The organism is Streptomyces sp. NPDC014864 (genome assembly GCF_043081525.1).
In the GTDB taxonomy this organism is placed as follows: domain Bacteria; phylum Actinomycetota; class Actinomycetes; order Streptomycetales; family Streptomycetaceae; genus Streptomyces.
The window spans coordinates 95,494-117,847 of the sequence record NZ_JBIBWT010000019.1; the positions used below are offsets into that span (position 1 = coordinate 95,494).

23 protein-coding genes are annotated in these 22,354 nt (G+C 73.8%); 8 read left to right on the forward strand and 15 right to left on the reverse strand.

Annotation, left to right across the window (positions count from 1 at the left end):
* The first annotated feature begins 8 nt into the window (after window positions 1–8).
* Entirely contained in the window at window positions 9–716 is a 708-nt protein-coding gene (locus tag ACF1A5_RS28480; RefSeq protein ID WP_392195735.1) for a ribonuclease H, read from the forward strand.
* Window positions 717–741: 25 nt separating this feature from the next.
* Here ACF1A5_RS28480 and ACF1A5_RS28485 read toward each other — a convergent pair whose 3' ends face one another.
* The 3 genes from ACF1A5_RS28485 to ACF1A5_RS28495 form a co-directional block, all read right to left on the reverse strand.
* Window positions 742–1,194 (reverse strand): SRPBCC family protein, encoded by a 453-nt coding sequence (locus ACF1A5_RS28485; protein ID WP_392195736.1) that lies wholly within the window; start codon window positions 1,192–1,194, stop codon window positions 742–744.
* A gap of 76 nt (window positions 1,195–1,270) precedes the next feature.
* Window positions 1,271–2,095 (reverse strand): tyrosinase family protein, encoded by an 825-nt coding sequence (locus ACF1A5_RS28490; RefSeq protein ID WP_392195737.1) that lies wholly within the window; start codon window positions 2,093–2,095, stop codon window positions 1,271–1,273.
* A gap of 32 nt (window positions 2,096–2,127) precedes the next feature.
* Window positions 2,128–2,571, reverse strand: coding sequence for a tyrosinase cofactor (locus ACF1A5_RS28495; RefSeq protein WP_392195738.1), 444 nt, complete (start codon window positions 2,569–2,571; stop codon window positions 2,128–2,130).
* A gap of 524 nt (window positions 2,572–3,095) precedes the next feature.
* Here ACF1A5_RS28495 and ACF1A5_RS28500 point away from each other — a divergent pair.
* Genes ACF1A5_RS28500 through ACF1A5_RS28510 form a run of 3 tightly spaced genes read left to right on the forward strand, consistent with a single transcriptional unit; the run spans window position 3,096 to window position 6,188 of the window.
* Entirely contained in the window at window positions 3,096–4,589 is a 1,494-nt protein-coding gene (locus ACF1A5_RS28500) for an MDR family MFS transporter (protein ID WP_392195739.1), read from the forward strand.
* Window positions 4,590–4,594: 5 nt separating this feature from the next.
* Window positions 4,595–5,197: a TetR family transcriptional regulator gene (locus ACF1A5_RS28505; RefSeq protein ID WP_392195740.1), complete on the forward strand. Its 603-nt coding sequence runs from the start codon at window positions 4,595–4,597 to the stop codon at window positions 5,195–5,197.
* A 13-nt stretch (window positions 5,198–5,210) separates the two neighbouring features.
* Window positions 5,211–6,188 (forward strand): aldo/keto reductase, encoded by a 978-nt coding sequence (locus tag ACF1A5_RS28510; protein WP_392195741.1) that lies wholly within the window; start codon window positions 5,211–5,213, stop codon window positions 6,186–6,188.
* A gap of 33 nt (window positions 6,189–6,221) precedes the next feature.
* Here ACF1A5_RS28510 and ACF1A5_RS28515 read toward each other — a convergent pair whose 3' ends face one another.
* Entirely contained in the window at window positions 6,222–6,590 is a 369-nt protein-coding gene (locus ACF1A5_RS28515; protein ID WP_392195742.1) for a hypothetical protein, read from the reverse strand.
* 151 nt (window positions 6,591–6,741) lie between these two features.
* Between ACF1A5_RS28515 and ACF1A5_RS28520 the strand changes: the two genes are divergently transcribed.
* Window positions 6,742–7,230, forward strand: coding sequence for a DUF6328 family protein (locus ACF1A5_RS28520; RefSeq protein WP_392195743.1), 489 nt, complete (start codon window positions 6,742–6,744; stop codon window positions 7,228–7,230).
* An 89-nt stretch (window positions 7,231–7,319) separates the two neighbouring features.
* On the opposite strand, the gene ACF1A5_RS28525 is transcribed toward ACF1A5_RS28520, so the two are convergent.
* The 8 genes from ACF1A5_RS28525 to ACF1A5_RS28560 form a co-directional block, all read right to left on the reverse strand.
* Window positions 7,320–7,745, reverse strand: coding sequence for an SsgA family sporulation/cell division regulator (locus tag ACF1A5_RS28525; RefSeq protein ID WP_392195744.1), 426 nt, complete (start codon window positions 7,743–7,745; stop codon window positions 7,320–7,322).
* A 97-nt stretch (window positions 7,746–7,842) separates the two neighbouring features.
* Window positions 7,843–8,814, reverse strand: coding sequence for an LLM class F420-dependent oxidoreductase (locus tag ACF1A5_RS28530; protein ID WP_392195745.1), 972 nt, complete (start codon window positions 8,812–8,814; stop codon window positions 7,843–7,845).
* A gap of 40 nt (window positions 8,815–8,854) precedes the next feature.
* Complete coding sequence (locus ACF1A5_RS28535; RefSeq protein WP_392195746.1) at window positions 8,855–10,492, reverse strand: serine/threonine protein kinase; 1,638 nt, start codon at window positions 10,490–10,492, stop codon at window positions 8,855–8,857.
* Window positions 10,493–10,879: 387 nt separating this feature from the next.
* Window positions 10,880–11,839, reverse strand: coding sequence for a threonine/serine dehydratase (locus ACF1A5_RS28540; RefSeq protein WP_392195747.1), 960 nt, complete (start codon window positions 11,837–11,839; stop codon window positions 10,880–10,882).
* A gap of 82 nt (window positions 11,840–11,921) precedes the next feature.
* A complete protein-coding gene (locus tag ACF1A5_RS28545) occupies window positions 11,922–12,962 on the reverse strand; it encodes a polyprenyl synthetase family protein (RefSeq protein WP_392195748.1) in 1,041 nt (346 codons plus the stop codon).
* Window positions 12,959–14,161, reverse strand: coding sequence for a tetratricopeptide repeat protein (locus tag ACF1A5_RS28550; protein WP_392195749.1), 1,203 nt, complete (start codon window positions 14,159–14,161; stop codon window positions 12,959–12,961). Before ACF1A5_RS28550 ends, ACF1A5_RS28545 begins: the two co-directional genes overlap by 4 nt.
* 169 nt (window positions 14,162–14,330) lie before the next feature.
* Entirely contained in the window at window positions 14,331–15,008 is a 678-nt protein-coding gene (locus tag ACF1A5_RS28555) for an AIM24 family protein (protein ID WP_392195750.1), read from the reverse strand.
* A gap of 77 nt (window positions 15,009–15,085) precedes the next feature.
* The gene (locus ACF1A5_RS28560; protein WP_392195751.1) at window positions 15,086–15,313 is read right to left on the reverse strand and encodes a hypothetical protein; all 228 of its coding nucleotides are present in this window, start codon (window positions 15,311–15,313) and stop codon (window positions 15,086–15,088) included.
* A gap of 408 nt (window positions 15,314–15,721) precedes the next feature.
* Between ACF1A5_RS28560 and ACF1A5_RS28565 the strand changes: the two genes are divergently transcribed.
* Together ACF1A5_RS28565 and ACF1A5_RS28570 are read left to right on the forward strand one after the other, a co-directional pair.
* Window positions 15,722–17,515, forward strand: a complete 1,794-nt coding sequence (locus ACF1A5_RS28565; protein WP_392195752.1) for a M4 family metallopeptidase — start codon at window positions 15,722–15,724, stop codon at window positions 17,513–17,515.
* 454 nt (window positions 17,516–17,969) lie between these two features.
* Window positions 17,970–18,842 (forward strand): universal stress protein, encoded by an 873-nt coding sequence (locus ACF1A5_RS28570; protein WP_392195753.1) that lies wholly within the window; start codon window positions 17,970–17,972, stop codon window positions 18,840–18,842.
* A 1-nt stretch (window position 18,843) separates the two neighbouring features.
* Here the strand turns inward: ACF1A5_RS28570 and ACF1A5_RS28575 are convergent, their stop codons facing one another.
* The 3 genes from ACF1A5_RS28575 to ACF1A5_RS28585 form a co-directional block, all read right to left on the reverse strand.
* Window positions 18,844–20,079, reverse strand: a complete 1,236-nt coding sequence (locus ACF1A5_RS28575) for a DUF4032 domain-containing protein (RefSeq protein ID WP_392195754.1) — start codon at window positions 20,077–20,079, stop codon at window positions 18,844–18,846.
* Window positions 20,080–20,088: 9 nt separating this feature from the next.
* Window positions 20,089–20,844, reverse strand: a complete 756-nt coding sequence (locus ACF1A5_RS28580; protein WP_392195755.1) for an MBL fold metallo-hydrolase — start codon at window positions 20,842–20,844, stop codon at window positions 20,089–20,091.
* Between the two features lie 93 nt (window positions 20,845–20,937).
* Complete coding sequence (locus tag ACF1A5_RS28585; RefSeq protein WP_392195756.1) at window positions 20,938–21,570, reverse strand: alpha-ketoglutarate-dependent dioxygenase AlkB; 633 nt, start codon at window positions 21,568–21,570, stop codon at window positions 20,938–20,940.
* A 154-nt stretch (window positions 21,571–21,724) separates the two neighbouring features.
* Between ACF1A5_RS28585 and ACF1A5_RS28590 the strand changes: the two genes are divergently transcribed.
* On the forward strand, window positions 21,725–22,348 hold the full coding sequence (locus tag ACF1A5_RS28590) for a TetR/AcrR family transcriptional regulator (RefSeq protein WP_392195757.1): 624 nt from the start codon (window positions 21,725–21,727) through the stop codon (window positions 22,346–22,348).
* Window positions 22,349–22,354 lie beyond the last annotated feature (6 nt).

The window sequence follows — 22,354 nt, forward strand, 5'->3', positions numbered from 1 at the left end:
TCCGTGGCATGATCGGGGCCATGGGTGAACGTGTGGTGGCCGCGTGCGACGGGGCTTCGAAGGGAAATCCGGGTCCGGCCGGCTGGGCGTGGGTGGTCTCGGACGACGCCGAGAGCCCGGCCCGCTGGGAGGCCGGACCGCTCGGCACCGCCACCAACAACGTCGCCGAACTCACCGCGTTGGAACGGCTGCTGGCGGCGACGGACCCGGACGTACCGCTCGAGGTCCGGATGGACTCGCAGTACGCGATGAAGGCCGTCACCACCTGGCTGCCCGGCTGGAAGCGCAACGGGTGGAAGACGGCCGCCGGCAAGCCGGTCGCCAACCAGGAACTGGTCGTACGGATCGACGGACTTCTCGAGGGCCGCTCGGTCGACTTCCGCTACGTCCCCGCCCACCAGGTCGACGGCGACCCGCTCAACGACTTCGCCGACCGCGCCGCCAGCCAGGCGGCGACCGTGCAGCAGCCCGCGGGCAGCGACCTCGGCTCGCCGGAGCCGCCGGCCGCACCCGCCGTCCCGGCCTCCGCGGGGACGCGCCGCCGCTCCGGCGGGGCCAGGACGGCGGGTGCGGCCGGCGGCTCGTCCGCCCGCACGATCAAGGCGAAGTTCCCCGGCCGTTGCGTGTGCGGCCGCTCCTACGCGGCCGGCGAGCCCATCGCCAAGAACGACCAGGGCTGGGGCCACCCTGAGTGCCGCGCGGCGGCCGCCGGATAGCGGACGCCGCGGGCGGGGTGGGGGGTCAGATCACCGCGCCGCGCCACCCGCCGCTCTCCGTGCCCCGCTTCTCGATGAACGTCTTGAAGCGCTCCAGGTCGCCCTTGGCCTGCCGCTTGACCAGCCCCAACTTGTCGCCGAGGGTCTCGGCGACGCCCTCGGGCTGGAACTGCATCTGCAGCATGACCTTGGTGTGACCGTCGTCGAGCCGGTGGAAGGTGACCACACCCGCCTGCCGCGTCTCGCCGCCGACGGTCGTCCAGGCGACCCGCTCGTCCGGGATCTGCTCGGTGATCTCCGCGTCGAACTCCCGGTGCACCCCGTTCACGCTGGTCACCCAGTGCGTCAGTGTGTCGGTGCGCTGTTCGATCCGCTCCACCCCGCTCATGAACTCGGGGAAGCTCTCGAACTGCGTCCACTGGTTGTACGCGGTGTGCACGGGCACGCCGACCTCGATGGATTCCTCGACCTGCGACACGGGTCCGTTCCTCCTTCGTGTGCTTCGGTTGGGCCGGGATCGAGTACCGTCCGGCGGGCGGGACAAACCGGCTGGATCAGTCGGTGTCGAACGTGTAGTGCGCGGTGTGGTCGAGAAGGTCCGCCGGGGTCACGTCGTTCCACGGCCGCATCGGCTCGTGCAGGTCCACCACGTCCGGGGTGCCGGCGGCCGGCAGGTAGCCGGAGTCCGGGTGCCGGCGCCGCCACTCGGCCCACAGCTTGTCGACGTAGGCGTGGTGCAGCCAGAACACCGGGTCGTTGGGGGAGACCCCGGTGGCCATCTGGCCGCCGACCCAGACGTGCACCCGGTTGTGCAGGTTGACGCCGCGCCAGCCCTCCAGGTGGTTGCGGAAGCCGTCCGAGGCGCTGTTCCAGGGCGCCGTGTCGTACGTCGCCATCGCGAGCACCGACTCGACCTCCGCCCGGGTGGGCAGCTCACGGACACCGGTGCCGAGCGAACGGCGCAGATACGTACGGCTGTCGACGCGTACGCCGATGGACCAGTTCCCGGCGGACGCGGCGAACGGCCCGTCCGTCACCCGCCCGTCCAGGCTCCGCCCGGTGCCGCCGAGGAAGTCGGGCGCCCACAGCGAGGCGCGGGCCGTCCGGTCGGTGCTCCAGTCCCAGTACGGCAGCGCGACCGAGGCGTCCACCGACTGCAGTGCCCGCTCGAACTCCAGCAGGAATCTGCGGTGCCAGGGGAGGAAGGACGGCGAACGATGGCCCGTCCGCTCGCCGTTGTCGGTGTCCCCCATGATGAAGGCGTTGTGCGTGGTGACGAAGGTGTCGTAGCGGCCGCTGCGCTTGAGTTCCAGGACGGCGGCGACGAAGCGCCGCTTCTCGTCGGCGGTCAGGGTGGCCTGGTTCTTCCGTACGGTCATGTGCGCGGTACTCCGGGTGCGGTGCGGGGTGGTCAGTTGGCGGGGAACGGGACGAGGCGCGCGCCCCGCAGTTCGTCGACCGCGGCCCGGGCGGCGGCCCGCGGGTTCGGGACCGGGTCGTAGTGGGAGACCACGCTGATCCAGCTGCCGTCCGCGTTCCGCATCACGTGCAGTTCCGCCCCGTCGACGAACACGGCGTAGCCCGTGCCGTGGTGGTGGCCCTCCCCGTGGCCGCTCCCGCTCGCCGGCCGGCCCTGTATGCGGCGGCCCTGGTAGACCTCGTCGAACGGCTCGAAGGAGTCGTCGTGGTGACCGTCGTGCGCGCCGAACGCGTCGTGCGCGCCGTGGCCGGAGTGCCCGGCGAGACGCGGGCGGCCGGCGGCGGACGCGGGGAACGCGCTGACCGCCGCGGCGCCGGCGGCCGCGGCGAGACCGGCCGTGACGGTGAGCGCGCGGCGACGACTGAGTTCGGGCATACGGGACCTCCTGGGTGTGTTCGGGTGGGGTCTCCGCATGACTACCGGTCCGCCCGAGAGCGGCGGAAATCGCCGGGAAGTGGTTGGCTCCGATCCGGACAATCGCCAACAACAAGTGCGGAATTGAACAAAGATGATCTTGTTGTCGGAGGTGCCCGCAGGGGCCCTGCGGGAGGAATTTCTCTTCCTCCTCAGGGAGTTCCGCGCGTTCTTTCGCCGGGCGCCGCGCCCGCAGTGGCGCCGCTCACACGCGGAAACTGACGTGATTCGCGGGGTGTGAGCGCGCCAGGAGGAGCCTGCCGCCCCGCGAGACCGATCCACCACTTCCGGTGACGCTCCGGGGGTGTGTGCGTGAAGGCCGCCCGCGTCCGCCGCGCGGGCCGAAGCGGTGGCTGGGGCCGAGTACCGCCCGGAACCCACGGCTGCGCGCAGGCAGTGGCACCGGGCCGGGTAGGTGAATGGCAATTCACCCGGTAAGGTGAATTGCCATTCACCAGCCTTTTCCGCCGCCCGCTGGAGTGCCGATGCAGCAGCCCGCCCCGATACCCGCCACGGCCGGAGGGCACCCCGGCGGCACGCGGCCGCGGGACCGGCTGACCATCCCGGTGCTGGCGTTCGGCGGCATCCTCATGGCGGTCATGCAGACGGTGGTCGTACCGCTGCTGCCGGATCTGCCGCGGCTGACCGGCGCCTCGCCGGGCGCGGTCTCCTGGACGGTGACCGCCACCCTGCTGCCCGGCGCCGTGCTGACCCCGGTGCTCGGCCGCGCCGGCGACATGTACGGCAAGCGGCGGGTGCTGACCGCGGCCCTCGCCCTGATGACCGCGGGCTCGGTGCTGTGCGCGCTGTCCTCCGATATCCGGGTGCTCATCGCGGCCCGCGCCCTGCAGGGCGCCGCGGCCGCCGTCGTCCCGCTGTCCATCAGCATCCTGCGCGACGAACTGCCGCCCGAGCGGCGGGGCTCCGCGGTCGCGCTGATGAGCTCCACCGTCGGCATCGGCGCGGCCCTCGGCCTGCCGCTCGCGGCGCTGGTCGTGCAGTACGCCGACTGGCACACCATGTTCTGGCTCACCAGCGCCCTCGGCGCCCTGGGCGTCACGGCGGTGTGGTGGGCGGTGCGGGAGTCGCCCGTGCGGGAGCCGGGCCGGTTCGACGTGCCCGGCGCGCTGGGGCTGGCCGCCGGCCTGGTGTGCCTGCTGCTCGGGGTGTCCCAGGGCGGTCAGTGGGGCTGGGGCACCCCTCGGGTCGTGGGCCTGTTCCTCGGCGCCGCCGCCGTCCTGGTCCTGTGGTGCCTGCAGCAGCTGCGCGCCGCACGGCCGCTGGTCGACCTGCGGCTGGTGTCGCGGCCGCGCGTCGGACTCTCCCATGTGGCCGCCCTGCTGACCGGATTCGCCTTCTACGCCAACTCGCTGGTGACCGCGCAACTGGTGCAGGCGCCGAAGGCCACCGGGTACGGGCTCGGGCTGTCGATCGTCGCCACCGGCCTGTGCCTGCTGCCCGGCGGCATCACCATGCTGCTGTTCTCGCCCCTCTCGGCCCGTATCTCGGCCACCCGCGGGCCGCGGATCACCCTCGCTCTGGGAGCCGCGGTCATCGCCTGCGGCTACGCCGTGCGCATCGCGGACAGCCGCGACCTGTGGATGATCATTCTGGGCGCCACCGTGGTGGCGACCGGGACCACGCTCGCCTACTCGGCGCTGCCCACACTGATCCTGCGCGCCGTCCCCGCCGGGCAGACCGCCTCCGCCAACGGCGTCAACGTGCTCATGCGCACCATCGGCCAGGCCACCTCCAGCGCCGCCGTCGCCGCCGTGCTCGTGCACCACAGCAGCCCGGTGGGCGGTGTCCAGGTGGCCACGCTGCACGGCTATCTGCTGGCGTTCGCGATGGCGGGCGCGGTCGCCCTGGCCGCCTGCGCCGCCGCCCTGTCCATCCCCGGCGACCGCGCCCCCGGCGGAATCCGCCGGGCCCGCAGGCGCACCCCGGACGCCCGCGACGAGGCCCTGGAGGGAGCGTGAGCGCCATGACCGTCCCACCCGGCACCCCGGCGGCCCCACCCGCCCCCGGCCGCCGTGACGCCGAGGCGACCAAGGCGGCCATCCTCAAGGCGGCCCGCCACTTCCTGGCCCGCCAGGCGCACGGCCACATCACGCTCAAGGCCGTGGCCGAACGCGCCGGGGTCAGCCCGCCCCTGGTCCTGAAGTACTTCGGCTCCAAGGACGCACTCTTCGCCCGGGTCATGTCCTTCGAGGACGACTCCGCCGCGCTGCTGGACGCACCGCTCGACGTCCTGGGCCGGCACATGGTCCGCCACGTCCTGGAGAGCCAGCGCGAGCGGGGCGCCGACCCCGTCCTGCGGATCGTCTTCGCGCCCCTGCACGGCGCGCACGGCGATGTCCTGCGCGCCAACTTCCGCACCCAGGTGACCGAGCGCCTCGCCGAGCGCCTCACCGGCCCCGACGCGGGCCTGCGCGCCGAACTCGGCGTCGCCGCCCTGCTCGGCCTGGGCGTGATGTACGGCATCGCGCGTGGGCCGGGGCTGCGCCACAGCGCGATCGACGACCTGGTCGAGAGGTACGCGCCCACGGTGCAGATCCACCTCACCCCCGGACGCCCCGGGGGGTGACAGACTGCCCGGCATGGAAGAACGTGAATTCGGCAGGTCGGGCCAGCACGCGTCGGTGATCGGCCTGGGCACCTGGCAACTGGGCGCCGACTGGGGCGACGTGGCGGACAAGGAGGCCGTGCTGGAGGCGGCGGCCGAGGCGGGCGTGACCTTCTTCGACACCGCAGACGTCTACGGAGACGGGCGCAGCGAGTCGGCCATCGCCTCGTTCCTCAGCTCCCGGCCGGACCTGCACGTCCTGGTCGCGACCAAGATGGGCCGCCGCGTCGACCAGATCCCGGAGAACTACGTCCTGGACAACTTCCGCGCCTGGAACGACCGCTCCCGGCGCAATCTCGGCGTGGACCGCATCGACCTGGTGCAGCTGCACTGCCCGCCGACCCCCGTGTACTCCACGGATGCCGTGTTCGACGCCCTGGACACCCTGGTGGACGAGGAGCGCGTCGCCGCGTACGGCGTGAGCGTGGAGACCTGTGCCGAGGCGCTCACGGCGATCGCCCGGCCGAACGTGGCGAGCGTGCAGATCATCCTGAACCCGTTCCGCATGAAGCCGCTGCGCGAGGTGCTCCCGGCCGCGCGGGAGGCGGGCGTCGGCGTCATCGCCCGGGTCCCGCTCGCGTCGGGCCTGCTGTCGGGCAGGTACACCAAGGACACCGTCTTCGCCGCCGACGACCACCGCACCTTCAACCGGCACGGAGAGGCCTTCGACCAGGGCGAGACCTTCTCCGGTGTCGACTTCGCCACCGGCGTGGAGGCCGCGGCCGAGTTCGCCTCACTCGCCCCCGAGGGGTACACCCCCGCCCAGCTCGCGCTGCGCTGGATCGTCCAGCAGCCGGGCGTCACGACCGTGATCCCCGGCGCGCGCTCGCCGGAGCAGGCGCGTGCCAACGCGGCCGCCGCCAAGCTGCCCCCGCTGTCCGAGGCGACCCTCGCGGCGATCGGGGACCTCTACGACCGGCGCGTCAAGGACCAGGTCGAGACCCGCTGGTAGACCGGCGGGCCTTCCCGGCGGACGGCGTTCCCGTCACGGCTCCAGGCGCAGCTGCCGTTCCTGTTCCTGGTCGCCGGCTGCGGCGCCCTCGTCATGGGCCGTGAAGGCGTGGGCGAGCAGGTCGCTCGCCTGCCGTACGGCCCCCGGGGTGCCCTGGAGGGTCACGGTGACGGGCGCCGACAGGTGGCCGCCGCCCCCCGTGCCGCCGGGCGCCCGCCCCGCCGTGCCCCCGGCGGCCTGCCCGGCGGTGACACCGGAGAAGGTCGCCGTGCGCACGGTCGCGTTCTCGTCGGTGGGGCGCTCGTCCGGCGCCCCGAAGTCCCTCTCCAGCGCCTCGACGACCGCCTGGTCGTCGGCGACCTGGCCGCCGCTGAACGTCACCGTGAGCTGTGTGCCGGACATCTGCCGGAACCTCCTCGCCTCGACTTCCGGTCCGTCCCGCCCGGGTAACCGTCGGCCGATCACCCAAACCGGCGGTCGACCAGGCAGGATTCCCGCCCATTGGGGAATCTGGGGTGAGGACGACACACGGTCACGGGAAAGGGGAGACGACGTGACGGACGGCGCGGAGAAGCGGCGCGGGCGCGACGAGACGGAGGAGGAGAGGGCGGACCGGAAGTGGGGCGAGCTCATCCAGGAGGTCCGGGTCGCCCAGACCGGGGTGCAGATCCTGTTCGGTTTCCTGCTCACCGTGGTGTTCCAGCCGAAGTACGAGACGCTGAGCCACGCCAACCAGGTCGTCTACATCGTCACCGTGGTGCTCGGCGCGTGCGCGACCGGCGCCCTCATCGGCCCGGTCTCCCTGCACCGCCTGGTCGCGGGACGCAGGGTCAAGCCGGAGGCCGTGCGCTGGGCGTCCCGGCTCACCTTCGTCGGCCTCCTGCTGCTGCTCGCGACGATGACCAGCTCGCTGTTTCTGATCCTGCGGGTCGCGACCCACGACGGCTGGGTGCCCTGGCTGGTCGCGGCCGTGGTGGCCTGGTATGTGCTGTGCTGGTACGCCCTGCCGCTGTGGACCCGCCGGCGCCACACCTCACGGTGAGCCGCGGGGGCTGAGCCGGGGACGGTGAGCCGCCGGCCGTCCCCCTGGCCGGGGACGGGCCCCGGGGCGGAACCGCCGCCCCGGGGCGCTCAGCCCCCGGCAATGACCTCGGCCAGGAAGTCGTCCACGCGGACCTGCTCCTCGCCCGGCGCCACGATCTCGCGCGTCTCCCGCAGGAAGGCGGCGACGCCCGGCGCCCACACGAACACCGCGGCATGGTGCCGGCCCCCGTCGGGGTGGGGGCTGCCGTAGAACTCCATGCACAGCTCCTGCCACGGGCCGTTGGACACCGGGCGGAAGCGCACGTCCCCAAGGCCCACCGGGCGCGACAGCCCCTCGCCGAGCATCTCCCGGTCCAGCTTCCACCGGGCGAGCACCCGGCCGTCGTGGCTGAAGACGACCGTCACCGCGAACGGGTCGTCGGCCTCGTAGCTGAAGTGGGCCAGCACCGGGAAGCGGTCCGCGGCACCGGCCTGCAACTGCACGACGAGGGTCTTGTGTACGAGGTTGTTCACGTGGAGGGCCTTCCGGGGACTGCGGGACGTAGAGCCGTCTAGTACCCCTTTCCCGCGCGAGATGCTCCGGCGTCCGGGTGATTCTCTTCCTTCCGGCTCAGCCGAGCGCGTCGCGCAGCGCGGGCAGCAGCGCCTTGGCCGACCAGTCCAGGTACGCCTCCTGGGACTCGCCGCCGATCTGGACGAGCGCGATCTCGGTGAACCCGGCCTCGGCGTAGGGGCGTACGGCCTCGACGAAGGCGTCCGGATCGTCGCCGCACGGGATCGACCCGGCGACGTCGTCCGGTGTGACGAACCGGGTGGCCGCCTCGAACGCGTCCGGATGGGGGAGTTCGGAGTTGACCTTCCAGCCGCTGCCGAACCAGCGGAACTGGTCGTGGGCACGCCGCACGGCCGCGTCCCGGTCGGGGTCGTAACAGACCGGCAGCTGGCCCACGCGCGGCTTGCCCGCCCCGCCGTGCCGGTCGAAGGACTCCAGCAGACCGGCCTTGGGCTCGGTGGCGATGACCAGGTCCGCGAGCCGGCCGGCCAGGCGGCAGGACTGCTCGCCGGAGACGGCGATGCCGAGCGGCGGCGGCTCCTCCGGCAGGTCCCACAGCCGTGCCGAGTCCACGTCGAAGTGCGTGCCGTGACGGGTGACATGACCCCCCTCGAACAGGTCGCGGATGATGCCCACGGCCTCCTCCAGCATCTCGTGGCGCACGTCCACCCCCGGCCAGCCGCCGCCCACCACGTGCTCGTTGAGGTTCTCGCCCGAGCCGAGGCCGAGCCGGAACCGGCCCTGCGACAGCAGCTGCATCGTCGCCGCCTTCTGCGCCACGACCGCCGGGTGGTAGCGGAAGGTCGGGCAGGTCACGTAGGTCATCAGCGGGATGCGCGAGGTCGCCTGGGCGGCGGCGCCGAGGACGCTCCACGCGTAGGGCGAGTGCCCCTGCGAGCGCAGCCACGGGAAGTAGTGGTCCGAGGTCACCGAGAAGTCGAACCCGGCCTCCTCCGCCCGCACCACATGGTCGACCAGCTCACGGGGCCCGGCCTGCTCGGTCATCATCGTGTATCCGATTTGCACCATGTCCTGCGAGTCCCCGGCTCCCCGGACGGAAAACGGCGGATCAGTCCGGGGAGGGCCGGAAGGTCCGCAGGAACACGGCGAGCGCCTGCCGGGCGGACGTCGTCGCGAAGTCCTCGGCGGGTGTGGTCCAGCGCAGCGAGAAGCCCCGGTGGCCGCCGAGGAGGAAACCGCGCCCGAAGGTGCGCACCCGGTCCGCGCCCGTTCCGGACAGCCACTCCATGTCGGCGGCCCGGTACCCCTGGTACGTGGTGGCGCGGATCGAGCCGATCCGGCGGTACCCGGAGGTCCGCTCCAGACCGGGCTCGACGTCGTCGCGCCACACGGCGACCGGGTCCGGTCCGACCCGCTCGCTGTACGTCACCGCCAGCGTGCGCCCCTCCCCCTGCGTCGCCCCGTCCCCGGGCGCGCCGAAGACGACGCGGTAGGCGAGGTCGGAGGCGCGGGTGGTGCGCAGCCGCTTCCAGCCCGTGGGCAGGGCGACGGAGAAGCCCTCGGGGGCGTCGTAGACGCGGAAGCCCGACGGCGGACCCGGTGCCGTCGCGGAGGGCGGCACCGTCGTCGGAGCGGAGGCCGTCGGCGGGGCGGCCGGTCGATCGGTGCCGGGGAGGGCTGGGGGCGGGGCGGAGCGGTCGGCGGCGCGGGCGCCGGCACCGGATCCGGTGGTGCCGGTGCCGGATCCGGTGGTGCCGGTGCCGGGGAGCTGGTGGGTCGCTGCCAGGACCGCGACGGCCACGGTCACCACCGCGAGCGTGGTGCCCACGGCCATGGTCCGCCGGCTCCAGACGCGCCCCGCGTCCCGGGCCGCGGCGCAAGCGCCGCGCAGCCGGGGCCGGACCCCGTCCGCCGCGAGCGTCGCGGGATCCTCGTGGAGCAGGCGGGTGAGCGCCGCGCGGACCACGGGGCGGGTCAGCCGCTCCCGTGAGTCCTTCCGCAGCAGCCCCTGCACGACCTGGGTGAGCGGGCCGGCCCGCACCGGGGCGCGCAGCGGCAGCCGGTCCACGCTCTTCAGCGTCACCTCGGGCCGGCCCCGGTCCCGGTACGGCGGGCGCCCTTCGACCATCGTGTAGAGCAGCGCGCCCAGCGCCCACAGATCGGCGGCCGGCCCGATCCGCTCGTCGCGGGCCTGCTCCGGCGAGGCGTACGAGGGGGCGGTGACCCGGGGCGCGAGCGTGGCGCCCGCGAGGCCGAACCCGGTGACCACGACGCCGCCCCGCTCTCGCACGAACACCTGGCCGGGGCCGAGTTCGCCGTGCGTGATGCCCTCGGCGTGCGCGGCCTCCAGCACGTCGAGCAGTTCCAGCCCGATCCGGGACGTCCGTACGTAGTTGAACGCGCCGTCCGCCGCGAGCAGTTCGCCCAGGGGCGTGCCGTCGATCCACTCGGTGACCGTCCACAGGGTGCCGGCCTCCGTGACGGCGTCGACGACCGTGGCGACCCGGCCCGGCCGCAGCAGCCCCATGGTCTCGGCGGTGCGTGTGACACGGGCGGTGACCCGGCGGGCGCTCTCCTCCTCGGTGCCGGCGGGGAGGCCGGTCTGGGTCAGCAGGCGGGGGCGCTCCGCCTCGACGTCCTCGCCGTACCAGCAGACCTGGTTCGTCTCGCGGTGGACGACCTCCAGGAGCCGGTACCGTCCGGCCACCAGATCGTGTCCGGAGACGTGCGCCTCGACCATGGTCATCCCTCGCTGAAACCCCGTGGCTCTCACCTTTCCCAGTGGTACGACGGCCACGGCGGGGTGCGTTCAAAGGATCGGCGAAGAGTCGGCAGTTCCCGCCTTTTACTCAGAAGTTCCGGCCGTGTGTGCGACGAAATCCGTGCGTCGCCGGGCGCGGGAGGCCGGACCCGGCCACCGCGGGACGAGGGCGCTGCTCGGACGGCCGACGGACCCGGCCGGAAGAGGCCGGAGTAGTTTCCGTTTCCGCCCGAGCGGGGCGCCCGCGTGATTTCCGCGCGAGAATCCGGCGGTCGAATAAGGCCCGGCCCACCTGTGGTAACCACCGGTAAACTCGATCGTCGGCCGAATTCGACCCCCGCGGCACCGGTACGCCGCATGTGCGACGGCGGCTCAGCGCAGTCCGAAGTGCTCGGCCCAGGACAGGATGTCCGCCGGGGTCGCGTTGCCCCCGCACACCACCAGCCCGAGCCGGGCGTCCGGCCCCACCCGCTCCCGCACCAGCCGGGCGGCGGGCAGCAGACAGCCCGCTGCCGGCTCGGTCCACACCTTGGCGTGCTCGGCGAGTGCGAGGCAGCCCCGCACGGCCTCCCGGTCCGGAACCACGAGCACCTCGGTGACGAGGGCGCGCACATGGTCGTACGTCAGGTGCGACACCGCCGGGGCGCTGAGCGTGGTCACGAGCGAGGAGAGCGCCACCGGCCGCGGGCCCCCGGCCCGCAGCGCCCCGGACATCGCCTCGGCGCCCTCGGTCTCCACCCCCCAGATCCGGACCCCGGGGCGGAGCGCGCGCAGCGCCGCCGCCACACCCGAGATCAGGCCGCCGCCACCGATGCTGACGAGGACGTCGGTGAGGTCGCCGGCGTCCTGCCCCAGCTCCAGTCCCACGGTGCCCTGTCCGGCGACCACGACCGGATCGTCGAACGGATGGACCAGGGTGAGGCCCTCGTCCCGCAGCCGCGGCACCAGCGCGAACGCGCCGTCCATGTCGTCGGTCAGCCGCACCTCGGCGCCGGCCGCCTCCGCGGTCCCGATGGACCGGGCCGGCGCCGACCGCGGCATGACGACCGTGGCCTTCACCTGGAGCGCGGCCGCCATGACCGCCACCGCGATGCCGTGGTTGCCGCCGCTGACCGCCGCCACACCCGCGTCCCGCTCCGCGTCGCCGAGCGACAGCAGCTTCGCCGTCGCGCCGCGCGCCTTGAACGAGCCGGTGCGCTGGAGCAGTTCCAGTTTCACCGTCACCGGGACACCGAGCAGCGTGGACAGGCCGGGGCTCGGCACGGTCGGGGTGCGGACCACGTGTGCGGCGATCCGCTCGGCCGCGCTTTCGATCTCCGAGATGCCGATCAAGGCAGTTCACCTTTCCGGTGCGGGGGCGGTGATCCGCGCCGCCCCCGACCCTGACCCGGGGACGTGGCGCGGGTCAACACGTTCAGAGGGCGCGGCCGAGCAGGAAGGCGGGCAGCGCGTCCAGTTCGGCGGCGGGCGCGGCCCGCAGGGGCACGGCGGCCAGCGCCGTCCGGGCCGCGGCGACCTGCCGGCGGGCCTCCTCCAGGGCCGCCTCCCGGCCGCCGGCCGCCTCGGCCAGCGCGGCCGCCCCGGCGGGATCCCCGTCCGACTCCAGCAGCTCGGCCAGCCGCCGGGCGGCCGGATGCGGGGCGTCGAGCGCGGCCAGCACCGGATACGTCTTCTTGCGCTCGCGCAGATCGGCGTGGACCGGCTTGCCCGTGACGGCGGGATCGCCCCACAGGCCCAGCATGTCGTCGACCACCTGGAAGGCGGTCCCGAGGTGCCGGCCGGCCCGGTCCAGCGCGTCCACCGTCGCCCGCGGCGCCCCGCCGAGCAGGGCGCCCAGCGCGGCCGCGCAGCCCAGCAGCGCGCCCGTCTTGTGCTCCGCCATCGTCCGGTACGCCTCCGGGCGCACGCGGTCCGGGCCCGTCCAGGGACGGGTGGCGAACTGCAGGTCGTCGGCCTGCCCGCGCAGCAGATCGGCCAGTGCCGCCGACAGCAGGCGCAGGGCCGCGGGACCGTGCGGGGCCGCGGCGAGCGTCTCTACGGCCAGTGCGAACAGGGCGTCGCCGGCGAGGACGGCCGGGCCGGTGCCGTAGGCCTTCCACACGGCCGGTCGGCGGCGCCGGGTGGCGTCGCCGTCCATGATGTCGTCGTGCAGCAGCGAGAAGGTGTGCACCAGTTCGACCGCGACCGCCGCGGGCACCCCGGTCCGGCCCGGAGCCCCGGCCGCCTCGGCCCCCAGCACCGCCAGCGCCTGCCGCACGCCCTTGCCGCCGGGGGCGGCCGCCGCGGGGGCCCCGCCGACCTCGTACCAGCCGAGCGCGTAGCCGGCCATCTCACCCACCCACGGATGCAGCCCGCCGACAGCCACCTCCATGGCGGGCCGCACCAACGCCCGGCACCGGTCCAGGACTTCGGGCAAGTCCACCGTCACGGGCGCGACGGGGGAGCCGGCGGTCATCGCACGACCTCGGGGGAGACGGAGGAGGCGGGGCCCTCGCCGGAGGCAGGGGATCCCAGGGCGGGAGCGGTGCCGGTGGGCAAGGCGGTGCCGGCGGGGGCAGCGGAACGGGCGGGCGGAGTCGTGTCGGCGGGGGAGGCGGCCCCGGCGGGCACCGCGGCGGCGGCCGCCGCGTCCGCGCCCACGAACTCCTCCTGGGCCCGGGTCACCATCTCCCGCGCGTGCCGGAGCCCGATGCGGTCCATCGTGCGCGCCAGGTCGGCGAGTTCGGCCGCGGTCCCGGCGCGGTCGCGGCCCAGCCGGGCGAGGGACTTGGCGAGGCCGAGGCGGGACAGTGCCTCGCCGCGCGGCTCGCCGATGGCGCGGAACTCCGCGAGCGCCTGCCGGTAGACGTCCCGCGCCTCGGTGTACCGGCCGGCGCGGTAGAGCACGTTGCCCCGCATCTTGTGGTTGTAGGCCAGCGCGCCGGCCAGGTTCATCGCCCGGCACGACTCCTCCGCCTCCGACAGCAGCGCGAGCGCCCCCGCCACGTCCCCGTCGCGCACGGACCGCAGGTCGGCGAGGCCACGCAGCGCCCAGGCGTGCCCCCGGCGGTCGTCGGCGCGCGCGGCTATGCCGGCGGCCTCCTCGAACAGGGCGTACGCGGTGTCGTAGGAGCCGGTGTTGCGGTGCATCTGCGCGATGCCCTCCAGCGCCCACACCGTGTGCCGGGCCTCGCCGCGCCTGCGGGCCTCGGCCAGCAACCGCTCGTGCAGCCGGCCCACGGCCTCGTAGTCTCCCTGGATGCGGCCGGTCTCGGCGAGGCCGGCCAGCGAGTAGCCGCGGACCACCACGTCCCCACCGCGTTCGCCGAGTTCGGCCGCGTACCCGAGCAGCCGCCACGCCAGCGCGAAGGCGCCGCGCTGCCGGGCCAGGGTGCCGCCGCTCCACAGCGCCCAGGCCATCGCGCCCGTGTCACCGGCCTCCCTGGCGGCCCGGTAACTCGCCTTCCAGGCGCGGTCCGCCTCGCCCACCTGGCCGAGCCGCCGGTGCGCCTCGGCGACCGCGAGGCCGGAACGGGCCGCCTCGATCCGCTGCCCGGCCCGTTCGGCGGCCGCCAGCCGCTCTCTTCCGGCGGCCAGGACGTCGGTGAGCGAGGAGTTCACGGACAGGGAGGTGAGGGCGCCCTGGTACTCCGGGGCGAATGCCTTGCCGTACATGCGTACCCTTCTATACACGGTGTGTATACATGTGGTGTATAGTGCGTCGGAAACCGGCCCCGGTCGCGACCGAGCGCGGGGCCGGGGCTGGTCTGTCGCAGGTCAAGACGCCGGTGCGCGCGACGGGGTTGCCTGTGGGGCGCAGATCACCTCACGGGGTCCGGCTCGCTCAGTGCTGTTGCGTCTTCTGCGGCGTCACCTCACTGGGCCGTACGACGACATGCCCCTCGCCCTGCAGCATCAGTTGCACGGCCTCGCCGGACCCGCCGCGCAGCATCGAACCGAGGGACTGCGACCGGTGCAGCGACGTACGGAGGTGGGCGGTCCAGCCCACCACCGCGTCCGTGTCCACGTACACCGGCTGCTCCGGCGTCACCGGAATGACCAGCGGGTTGCCCTCGCACACCAGCCCCAGCGCGCCCTGCCCGGTGAAGACGCTGTTGAACAGCCCGCCGCCGGCGATGCCCGAGCCCTTCACCGTTCTGATCTGGTACGACAACGAGGCGTCGAAGCACAGGACGTTGCGCCCGTTGACGGTGAACTCGTCGCCCCCGCCCAGCTCGACGACGAAGCAGTTCTGCGCCTCGTGCGCGAACCAGGCCTCGCCCCGTCCGCGCACGGCCATCAACGGCAGCCCCTCCCCGGTGACGGCCCGCTTGATCATGCCGCCCACGCCCTGGCCCTTGCGCTCGAACCGCAGGTCGCCGCGGTGGGCCACCATCGAGCCCTGCCGGGCCAGCATCTCGCCGTCCACGGTGTACCTGACGCACTTCGCGTTCTCGACGGTCATCCCGGGTGCGGACGTGGGCCGCACCATGTGCTCACTGGAAAAGAGGTCACCCTTCATCCGGGCATCGTGGCCCGGAGCGGTGCGTTCCGACCAGGGCCCGTGTCCCCGGCAAGATCCGGAAGAGAGTCCCTGGATCACCGGGCGAGGTCGTTCGTCACGGCGGGGTCGGGCGGGGTGGCCGTCCGGCGCGACGTGGCCGGCTTGCCGCAGAGCGCCGACTCCCGGGTGCGCAGCATGGTCCGGTGCACCGTGCCGTTGTTGGAGGTGTTGGTGAGGGCGGTCAGGCCGCGGCGGCCGTCCTCGGTGGTGAACGCGCAGGTGTAGAAGCCCTGCACGGCGCCGGTGGGCCCGTAGACCGACACCCCGCAGGGACAGGTCGCACCGGCGCTGCCCGAGCCCGTACGCCTGACCGGTGCCGGCCGGCGGCCACTTCTCCGTCTGGGCGAGTTGCGCGGCGGGCAGCAGCCGCTCCGGTCTCCGTCCGCGCGGCGCCCGTGCGAGATCGATCACATTCGGGCCGGGCAACCCTCTCGCACCCCGTCACATCTCCCCAGACGACACACAGTTGGTCGCTCACTGATCACTGAGTGGGACGGATTGGCAAAGGATTGCCATGAAGCGCACGGAATACTTCATTCGCGCTTTACATGGACATGACTGATCCATCAGGGTTTCGCCCCGGGGCCCGACCAGCCCCCGTGGCGCCGATGCGCCATGTCCCAGGGCGCCCGGTGATCCCGGCCGCTCTCCCGAACGAAGGACCCTCAAGAGTGCGCAGACCCCACATACGCAGCGTGGCGGTCGCCGTCGCGGTGACGACGGCCGTCACGGGCCTGGCCGGCACGGCGCTCGCCACTCCCACCACGGGGACGGACCACGCCGTGTCGTCCGCCGGCACCTCCGCCGCTTCCGTGGTGGAGGCCGCCCGTGCCGCCGCCTTCGCCCACGCCTCGGCGACCGGCGTCACCCGGGGGGACGGGCTGCGGGCCCAGGACGTGATGCTCGACCCCGAAGGGGCGCGCCATGTCCGGTTCGTCCGGACCCACCAGGACATGCCCGTGCTCGGCGGCGACCTCGTCGTCCACCTCGACGCGAAGCTGGCATACACCGGAGTCACCCGGGCGGCCGGCCACACCGTCGAACCCGCCACCACCGAGGCCCGGCTGACGCCGCGGCAGGCGGCGGCCAAGGCCGCCTCCGTCGCCCGGGGCGACGCGGGCGACGCCGAACTCGTGGTGGACGCCCGCGACGGCGCGTCCGCCCTGGCCTACCAGGTGCGGGTGACCGGCAGCGCCACCACCGAGGGCAACGGCTCCCGGACGGTCGTCGTCGACGCCGTCACCGGCTCGGTGCGCAGCAACACCCCTGACAGCGACGAGTTCCTGTCGCCGAAGCTGCTCGACACTCTGCGCGAGCGGGGCGAGACGCTGAACCCGGCCACCGGCGACGCCCCGCTGTCCGCCCTCGGCGCCGTCCCCGCCACCGCGGCCTCCCGCTACCCGGCGCCCGCCACGGGCACCGGCTCCTCCCTCTTTTTGGGCAAGGTCTCGCTGACGACCACCCGGACCGCCCGCACCAGCTTCCTGCTGCGGGACCCGAGCCGCTACGGCACGGAGACGCGGGACGCCAAGAACCGGCAGCTGGAGAACTTCTCGCGGGGCACCAAGTTCACCAGCACCACCAACAAGTGGGGCAACGGCTCCACCTCCAGCCGCACCAGCGCGGCCGTCGACGCGCAGTACGGCGTCACCAAGACGCTGGACTTCTACAAGAAGACCTTCGGCCGCAAGGGCATCGCGAACAACGGCAAGGGTGCCAAGGCCATGGTCCACTTCGGCAACCGGATCGCGAACGCGTTCTGGGACCCGACGTGCGACTGCATGCTGTACGGCGACGGCGACGGCCGGATGTTCAAGAAGCCGCTCGTCGTCCTCGACGTCACCGGCCACGAGCTCACCCACGGCGTGGTGGACGCCACCGCCCGGCTGGAGCCCACGCGCGTCGACGCCGACGGCAACCAGTACGGCGAGCCCGGTTCGCTGAACGAGTCCCTGGCCGACATCTTCGGCTCCGACGTCGAGTTCTTCACCAACAGCCCGAAGAACCCGCCGAACTACCTCCTCGGCGAGAAGCTCGGTCTGGCCCAGAAGTTCCTGCGCCGCCTGGACCACCCCTCCCTCGACAAGCTCGAGGGCACGATCGACTACTGGTCGCCCGCGGTGTACGACACCGAGGTGCACGCCGGATCCGGCGTCTCCTCGCACGCGTTCTACCTGCTCGCCGAGGGCAGCGGCCGCAAGACGATCGGCGGCTTCACCTACAACTCGCCCACCTACCACGGGCTGACGGTGAAGGGCATCGGCCGGACCAAGTCCACGGCGATCTTCTACCGCGCGCTGACCCGCTACATGGTCTCGACGACCGACTTCCACGACGCGCGCGTCGCGACGCTGAAGGCGGCCAAGGACCTCTACGGCGCGAGCAGCACGGAGTACAAGACGGTGGACCGGGCCTGGGCCGCGGTCAACGTCACCGCCGCCAACACCCCGGCGGACCGTCACTGACGGCTCCCCGCGGAGGGTGACCCGGATGCCCCGCCCCGAGCGGGGCATCCGCGCTTCCGCCTCCCGCACGGCCGGACCGCCGGCGCGGCGCCGCCGGGCTGGGTCCGGCCCCCGCCGTCACCGGGAGACCGTCGGCGCCGGTGCGATCAGCCCGCCCGGCGGACGACGGCGACCGCCTGGGGTGCGGCGGGCCCTCTCATGACACGCGGCTCCGGCCTCCCGCGTCCGCCGTCGCGGGGCCCGGCCGCCGGTACGGCTCGGGCCGTGCCGGCGGCCGTGGTTCGGCGCAGGATGTCCGCCCAGTTCGCCGGGACCCGCCAGGCCGGGTCCGGGCAAGCCCGGTCGGGCGTGGTGGGGAAAGTCCCGTCGGGCGGAGTGGGGAGAGATCGTGGCGGGTGGAGTGGGGAAGACTGGACCCCGCAGGACTCGACCGCGACTCAGGGAGGCACACCGGATGACGCGTCCGATCACGGCAGGGGTGGACGGATCGGAGGAGAGCCTCGCCGCGCTGGCGTGGGCCGGCCGGGAGGCCGAGCGCCGCGGGCTGCCGCTGCGGGTGGTGGGGGCCTGGCGGTTCGAGCCGCACGAGGCGTTCGAGGCGGGTGACCATGACACCCAGCTGGCGCGGGTGCGGGAGGCGGTCGACGAGGCGGCCCGGACCGTCACCGACCACCGGCCGGGGCTGACCGTGACCACCGCCGTCCTCCAGGACGGCGCCGTCGACGCGCTGGTCGGCGCCGCCGCCGGGGCCGAGATGCTGGTGCTCGGGTCCCGGGGGCACGGCGCCTTCGTCGGCTTCCTGGTCGGCTCCGTGGGGCAGCGGGTGATCGCCGCGGCGGAGCGGCCCGTGGTCCTGGTGCGCGCGGGCGACGCCCCCTCCGCGGAGGCCGCCGGCCGGGAGATCGTCGTGGGCCAGCACGGCGAGCCGGAGGACAGCGCCCCCGCGCTGCGGTTCGCCTTCGAGACGGCGGCCGCCCGGGGCGCGACCGTCCGGGTCGTCCGGGCCTGGACCCTGCCGCCGGTGTTCGCCTACAGCCCCGGCTCCCTCCAGCTCCTCGACGAGGCCGGGGGACTGGAGCCGTACGAGAAGAAGGGGCTGGCCGCGGCGGTGCGGCCGTGGCGGGAACGCTTCCCCGACGTCCCCGTCGTCGAGTACGTCGAGATGGGCAGCGCGGCCCAGGTGCTGCTGTCGGCGGCGGAGCGGGCGCAGCTGATGGTCGTGGGCCGGCGCTCCCACCGCACCGCGATGGGAGCGCCGATCGGCTCCGTGGCGCACGCGATGCTGCACCACGCAGCGTGCCCGGTGGCGGTCGTCCCGCACCCGTGACTCAGCGCGGTGTCGTCGGTTCCAGCGTCGCGCGCGCCTTCGGCAGGACCGTGGTGACGTAGTCCTCGACCGCGGTGTCGAGGCCTATGTCGTGCTGCGCCCGCTCGGACAGGTACCAGCGGTGCTCCAGCAGCTGGTGGTACAGCTCGGCAGCGTCCATGCCGCCGCGCAGCTCCGGCGGCACGGCCCGCACGGTGGGGCGGAACACCTCGCGCACCCAGCGGTGCGCGAGGACCTCCGGGCGGGCGGCCGTCCCGTCGCCCGGCGCGTGGTCCTCCTGGGTGGCCATCCAGCTCTCCAGGTCGCTCAGCAGCCGCCGGGCCTGGTTCTCCTCGGTGTCCAGGCCGGTCAGCCGCAGCAGTTGCCGCTGGTGGTGACCGGCGTCGACGACCTTGGGCACGAAGGTGACCGTGTCGCCGTTGGAGGACGACTGGATCTGCATCTCGGCGACGTCGAAGCCGAGGTCGTTGAGCCGCCGTATCCGGCGCTCGATGTAGTGGTACTTGCCCGCCGGGTAGACGGAGGTGCGGGTGAGTTCCTCCCACAGGCGCCCGTAGCGGGCGCAGATCTCGGTTCCGAACTCCACCGGGTCCACGGAGGGGTGCAGCGCTCCGGACGCCTCCAGGTCGAGCAGCTCGCCGCTGATGTTGACGCGGGCCAGGTCGAGGTCGTACTCGCGCTGCCCGACGCTGAGCCGGGGGTGGAGCTCGCCGGTCTCCGCGTCCACCAGATAGGCGGCGTACGCGCCGGCGTCGCGGCGGAAGAGGGTGTTGGACAGCGAGCAGTCGCCCCAGGCGAACCCGACCAGGTGCAGCCGCACCAGCAGCACCGCCAGCGCGTCCATCAGCCGGTGCATGGTCGCCGGGCGCAGCGTGGTCTCGAACATCGAGCGGTACGGCATCGAGCCGCCCAGGTGCCGGGTGATCAGCACCGGCTCCAGCGGGCCGCCCGCGCCGTCGGTGCGGCCGGTGACGACGCCCAGCGCGTCCACGGCGGGGATGCCGAGCCGGTCCAGGTCGCGCAGCAGCCCGTACTCGCGCAGCGCGGGACGTTCGGCGAGCTCCTTGACGGCGATCACCTCGTCGCCGGCGCGGGCGTAGCGCACCACGTGCCGGGAGATGCCGCGGGGGAGCGGTACGAGGTACTCCTGCGGCCACTCCTCCAGTGGCACGTCCCACGGCAGTTCGAGCAGGAGGGCCGGGTGCTCCGGGTTGGTGGCGTTGATCTGCAGGGCCATGGCACGACCCTAACGGCTCGGCAGGGCCCGCTCCCGGGCCCGCCGGACGGCCTGCCTGACCGGGCCGCGGTGCACCGGTCCGTGGCCGGGCAGCAGCACGTCGCCGTCGAGGTCCTCGAGTATGTCCAGCGAGGCCAGCGCGCGGGCGCGTTCGTGGTGGAACATGTCGGGCAGCAGCTGCGGTCCGGCGATCCGCGAGGTGGGATGGCCGCTCACCAGGGCGTCGCCGGAGACCACCACCCCTGCGTCCGGCAGATGGAAGACCACGTGGCCCCGCGTGTGTCCGGGCGTGTGCACGGGGACGGGCCGCCCCGGCAGGTCGAGCGGGCCCGCCGCCGGGAACGCCTCGGGTGCGGCCACCGGGACGTGGGCCGTGCCGCCGACGCGCAGGGAGTGCACCGCCCACGGCAGCACCCCGGGGCGCCAGCCGTTGCTCAGCACCCGGCCGACGGAGACCTGGTGCAGGAACTCCCGCCGCGCGTGCGGCACTTCGGCCTCGTGCAGGTGCACCGGCGTGCCGTGGGTGCCCCGCAGGTACTCGGCCGAGCCCAGATGGTCGTTGTGGGCGTGGGTGATCAGCACGGCCTGCACCGCGTCCGGCGAACTGCCCACCGCCGTCAGCGAGTCGAGCAGCTGCCGCCGGTCCCCGGGATAGCCGGTGTCGATCAGCGTGGCCGCGTCCCCGTCGGTGAGGATGACCCAGTTGGTGTTGCTGCCGTGCACCAGGTAGGTGCCGTCCGCGACATGCCGCACATCCGCCCGCATCGATCTCCCCGCATCCCGTGGTGGCCGCCCGACGGGGACATCCCACCAGATCGTGCCGGCGCCGGGGAGGCGGGGAGGCCGAACGGCGCGTCCTCAGCGCACGCCCGACGGACGGAACTGGACACTGATCCGTCCCCCCGCGGCCCGGGTGGTCTTGGGCACGCAGTGCTCCCAGGTGCGCTGGCAGGAGCCGCCCATGACGATCAGGTCGCCGTGCCCCAGCGGGCGCCGGACGGTCCCGCCGCCGCCTTTCGCCGGGCGCAGCAGCAGGTCCCGGGGGGCGCCCACCGAGAGGATCGCCACCATCGTGTCCTCCCGCGCGCCCCGCCCGATCCGGTCGCCGTGCCAGGCGACGCTGTCCCGGCCGTCCCGGTAGTAGCACAGCCCGGCCGTGGTGAAGGGCTCGCCCAGCTCGCCGCCGTAGTGCGCGGACAGGGCCGCGCGGGCCTCGGCGAGCACCGGGTGCGGCAGCGGGTCGCCGGTGCCGTAGAAGGCGAGCAGCCGCGGTACGTCGACGACCTGGTCGTACATGGTCCGGCGCTCCGCGCGCCACGGCACCTCGGTGGCGAGCTGCTCGAAGAGGTCGTCGGCCCCGGCGAGCCATCCGGGCAGCACGTCGATCCAGGCGCCCGCACCGAGCGGGGTGCGGCGCAGCCCGGTCAGCGGGCCGAGGCGGAGCTCGTCGGCCTGGGCGAAGAGGGAGGCCTGGAGGTGGTGCGCGGTCATGGCTCCAGCGTACTCCTCAATCGAAAGTGTGTTCCCTTCCTAGGGTCGGCACCGGTGGGCGGCGCCGAACTCTTTTGATACAGAGATGTATCGGATACATTCGCGTATCGAACGCGGACGGGACACGGAAGCGACGCGGAAGGGGGCGGGCGACGTGCTGGAAGGAACGGCCGGGCGCGTCACCAGGCGCCGTGTGCGCACGCGGGCCAAGCTTCTCGAGGCCGCCTTCGAGGTGTTCGCCGCCAAGGGCTTCGGCCGGGTGTCGATCGAGGAGGTCTGCGAGGCGGCCGGCTACAGCAGGGGCGCCTTCTACTCCAACTTCGCCAGCCTGGACGAGCTGTTCTTCGCCCTGTACCGGGAGCGCGCCGACCTGATCGCCGACCAGGTGGCGGGGGCGCTCGCGCTCGGCGGTCCGGACCTCGACGTGCCCGCCGCCGTCGACCGGGTCACCGAGGTGCTGCTGCTCGACCTCGACTGGCTCCTGGTCAAGACCGACTTCCTGGTGCACGCGGCCCGCCACCCGGCCGTGGCCCGGGCCCTGCTGGAGCACCGGGCGCGGCTGCGCCGGGCCGTCGCGGAGCGTCTGACCCGGGCCCGGGGCCACACCGCCCTGCCCGCCGTGCTCGGTGACGCCGACGGTGCCGCCCACGCGGTGGTCGCCGCGTACGACGGAGTCACCACCCAGCTGCTGCTGGACAAGGACGTCGCGCGCGCCCGCGCCTGGCTCAAGCAGCTGCTCACCGCCCTGCTCACCGACGGCAGCGGCACCCCCGGATGAGGAACT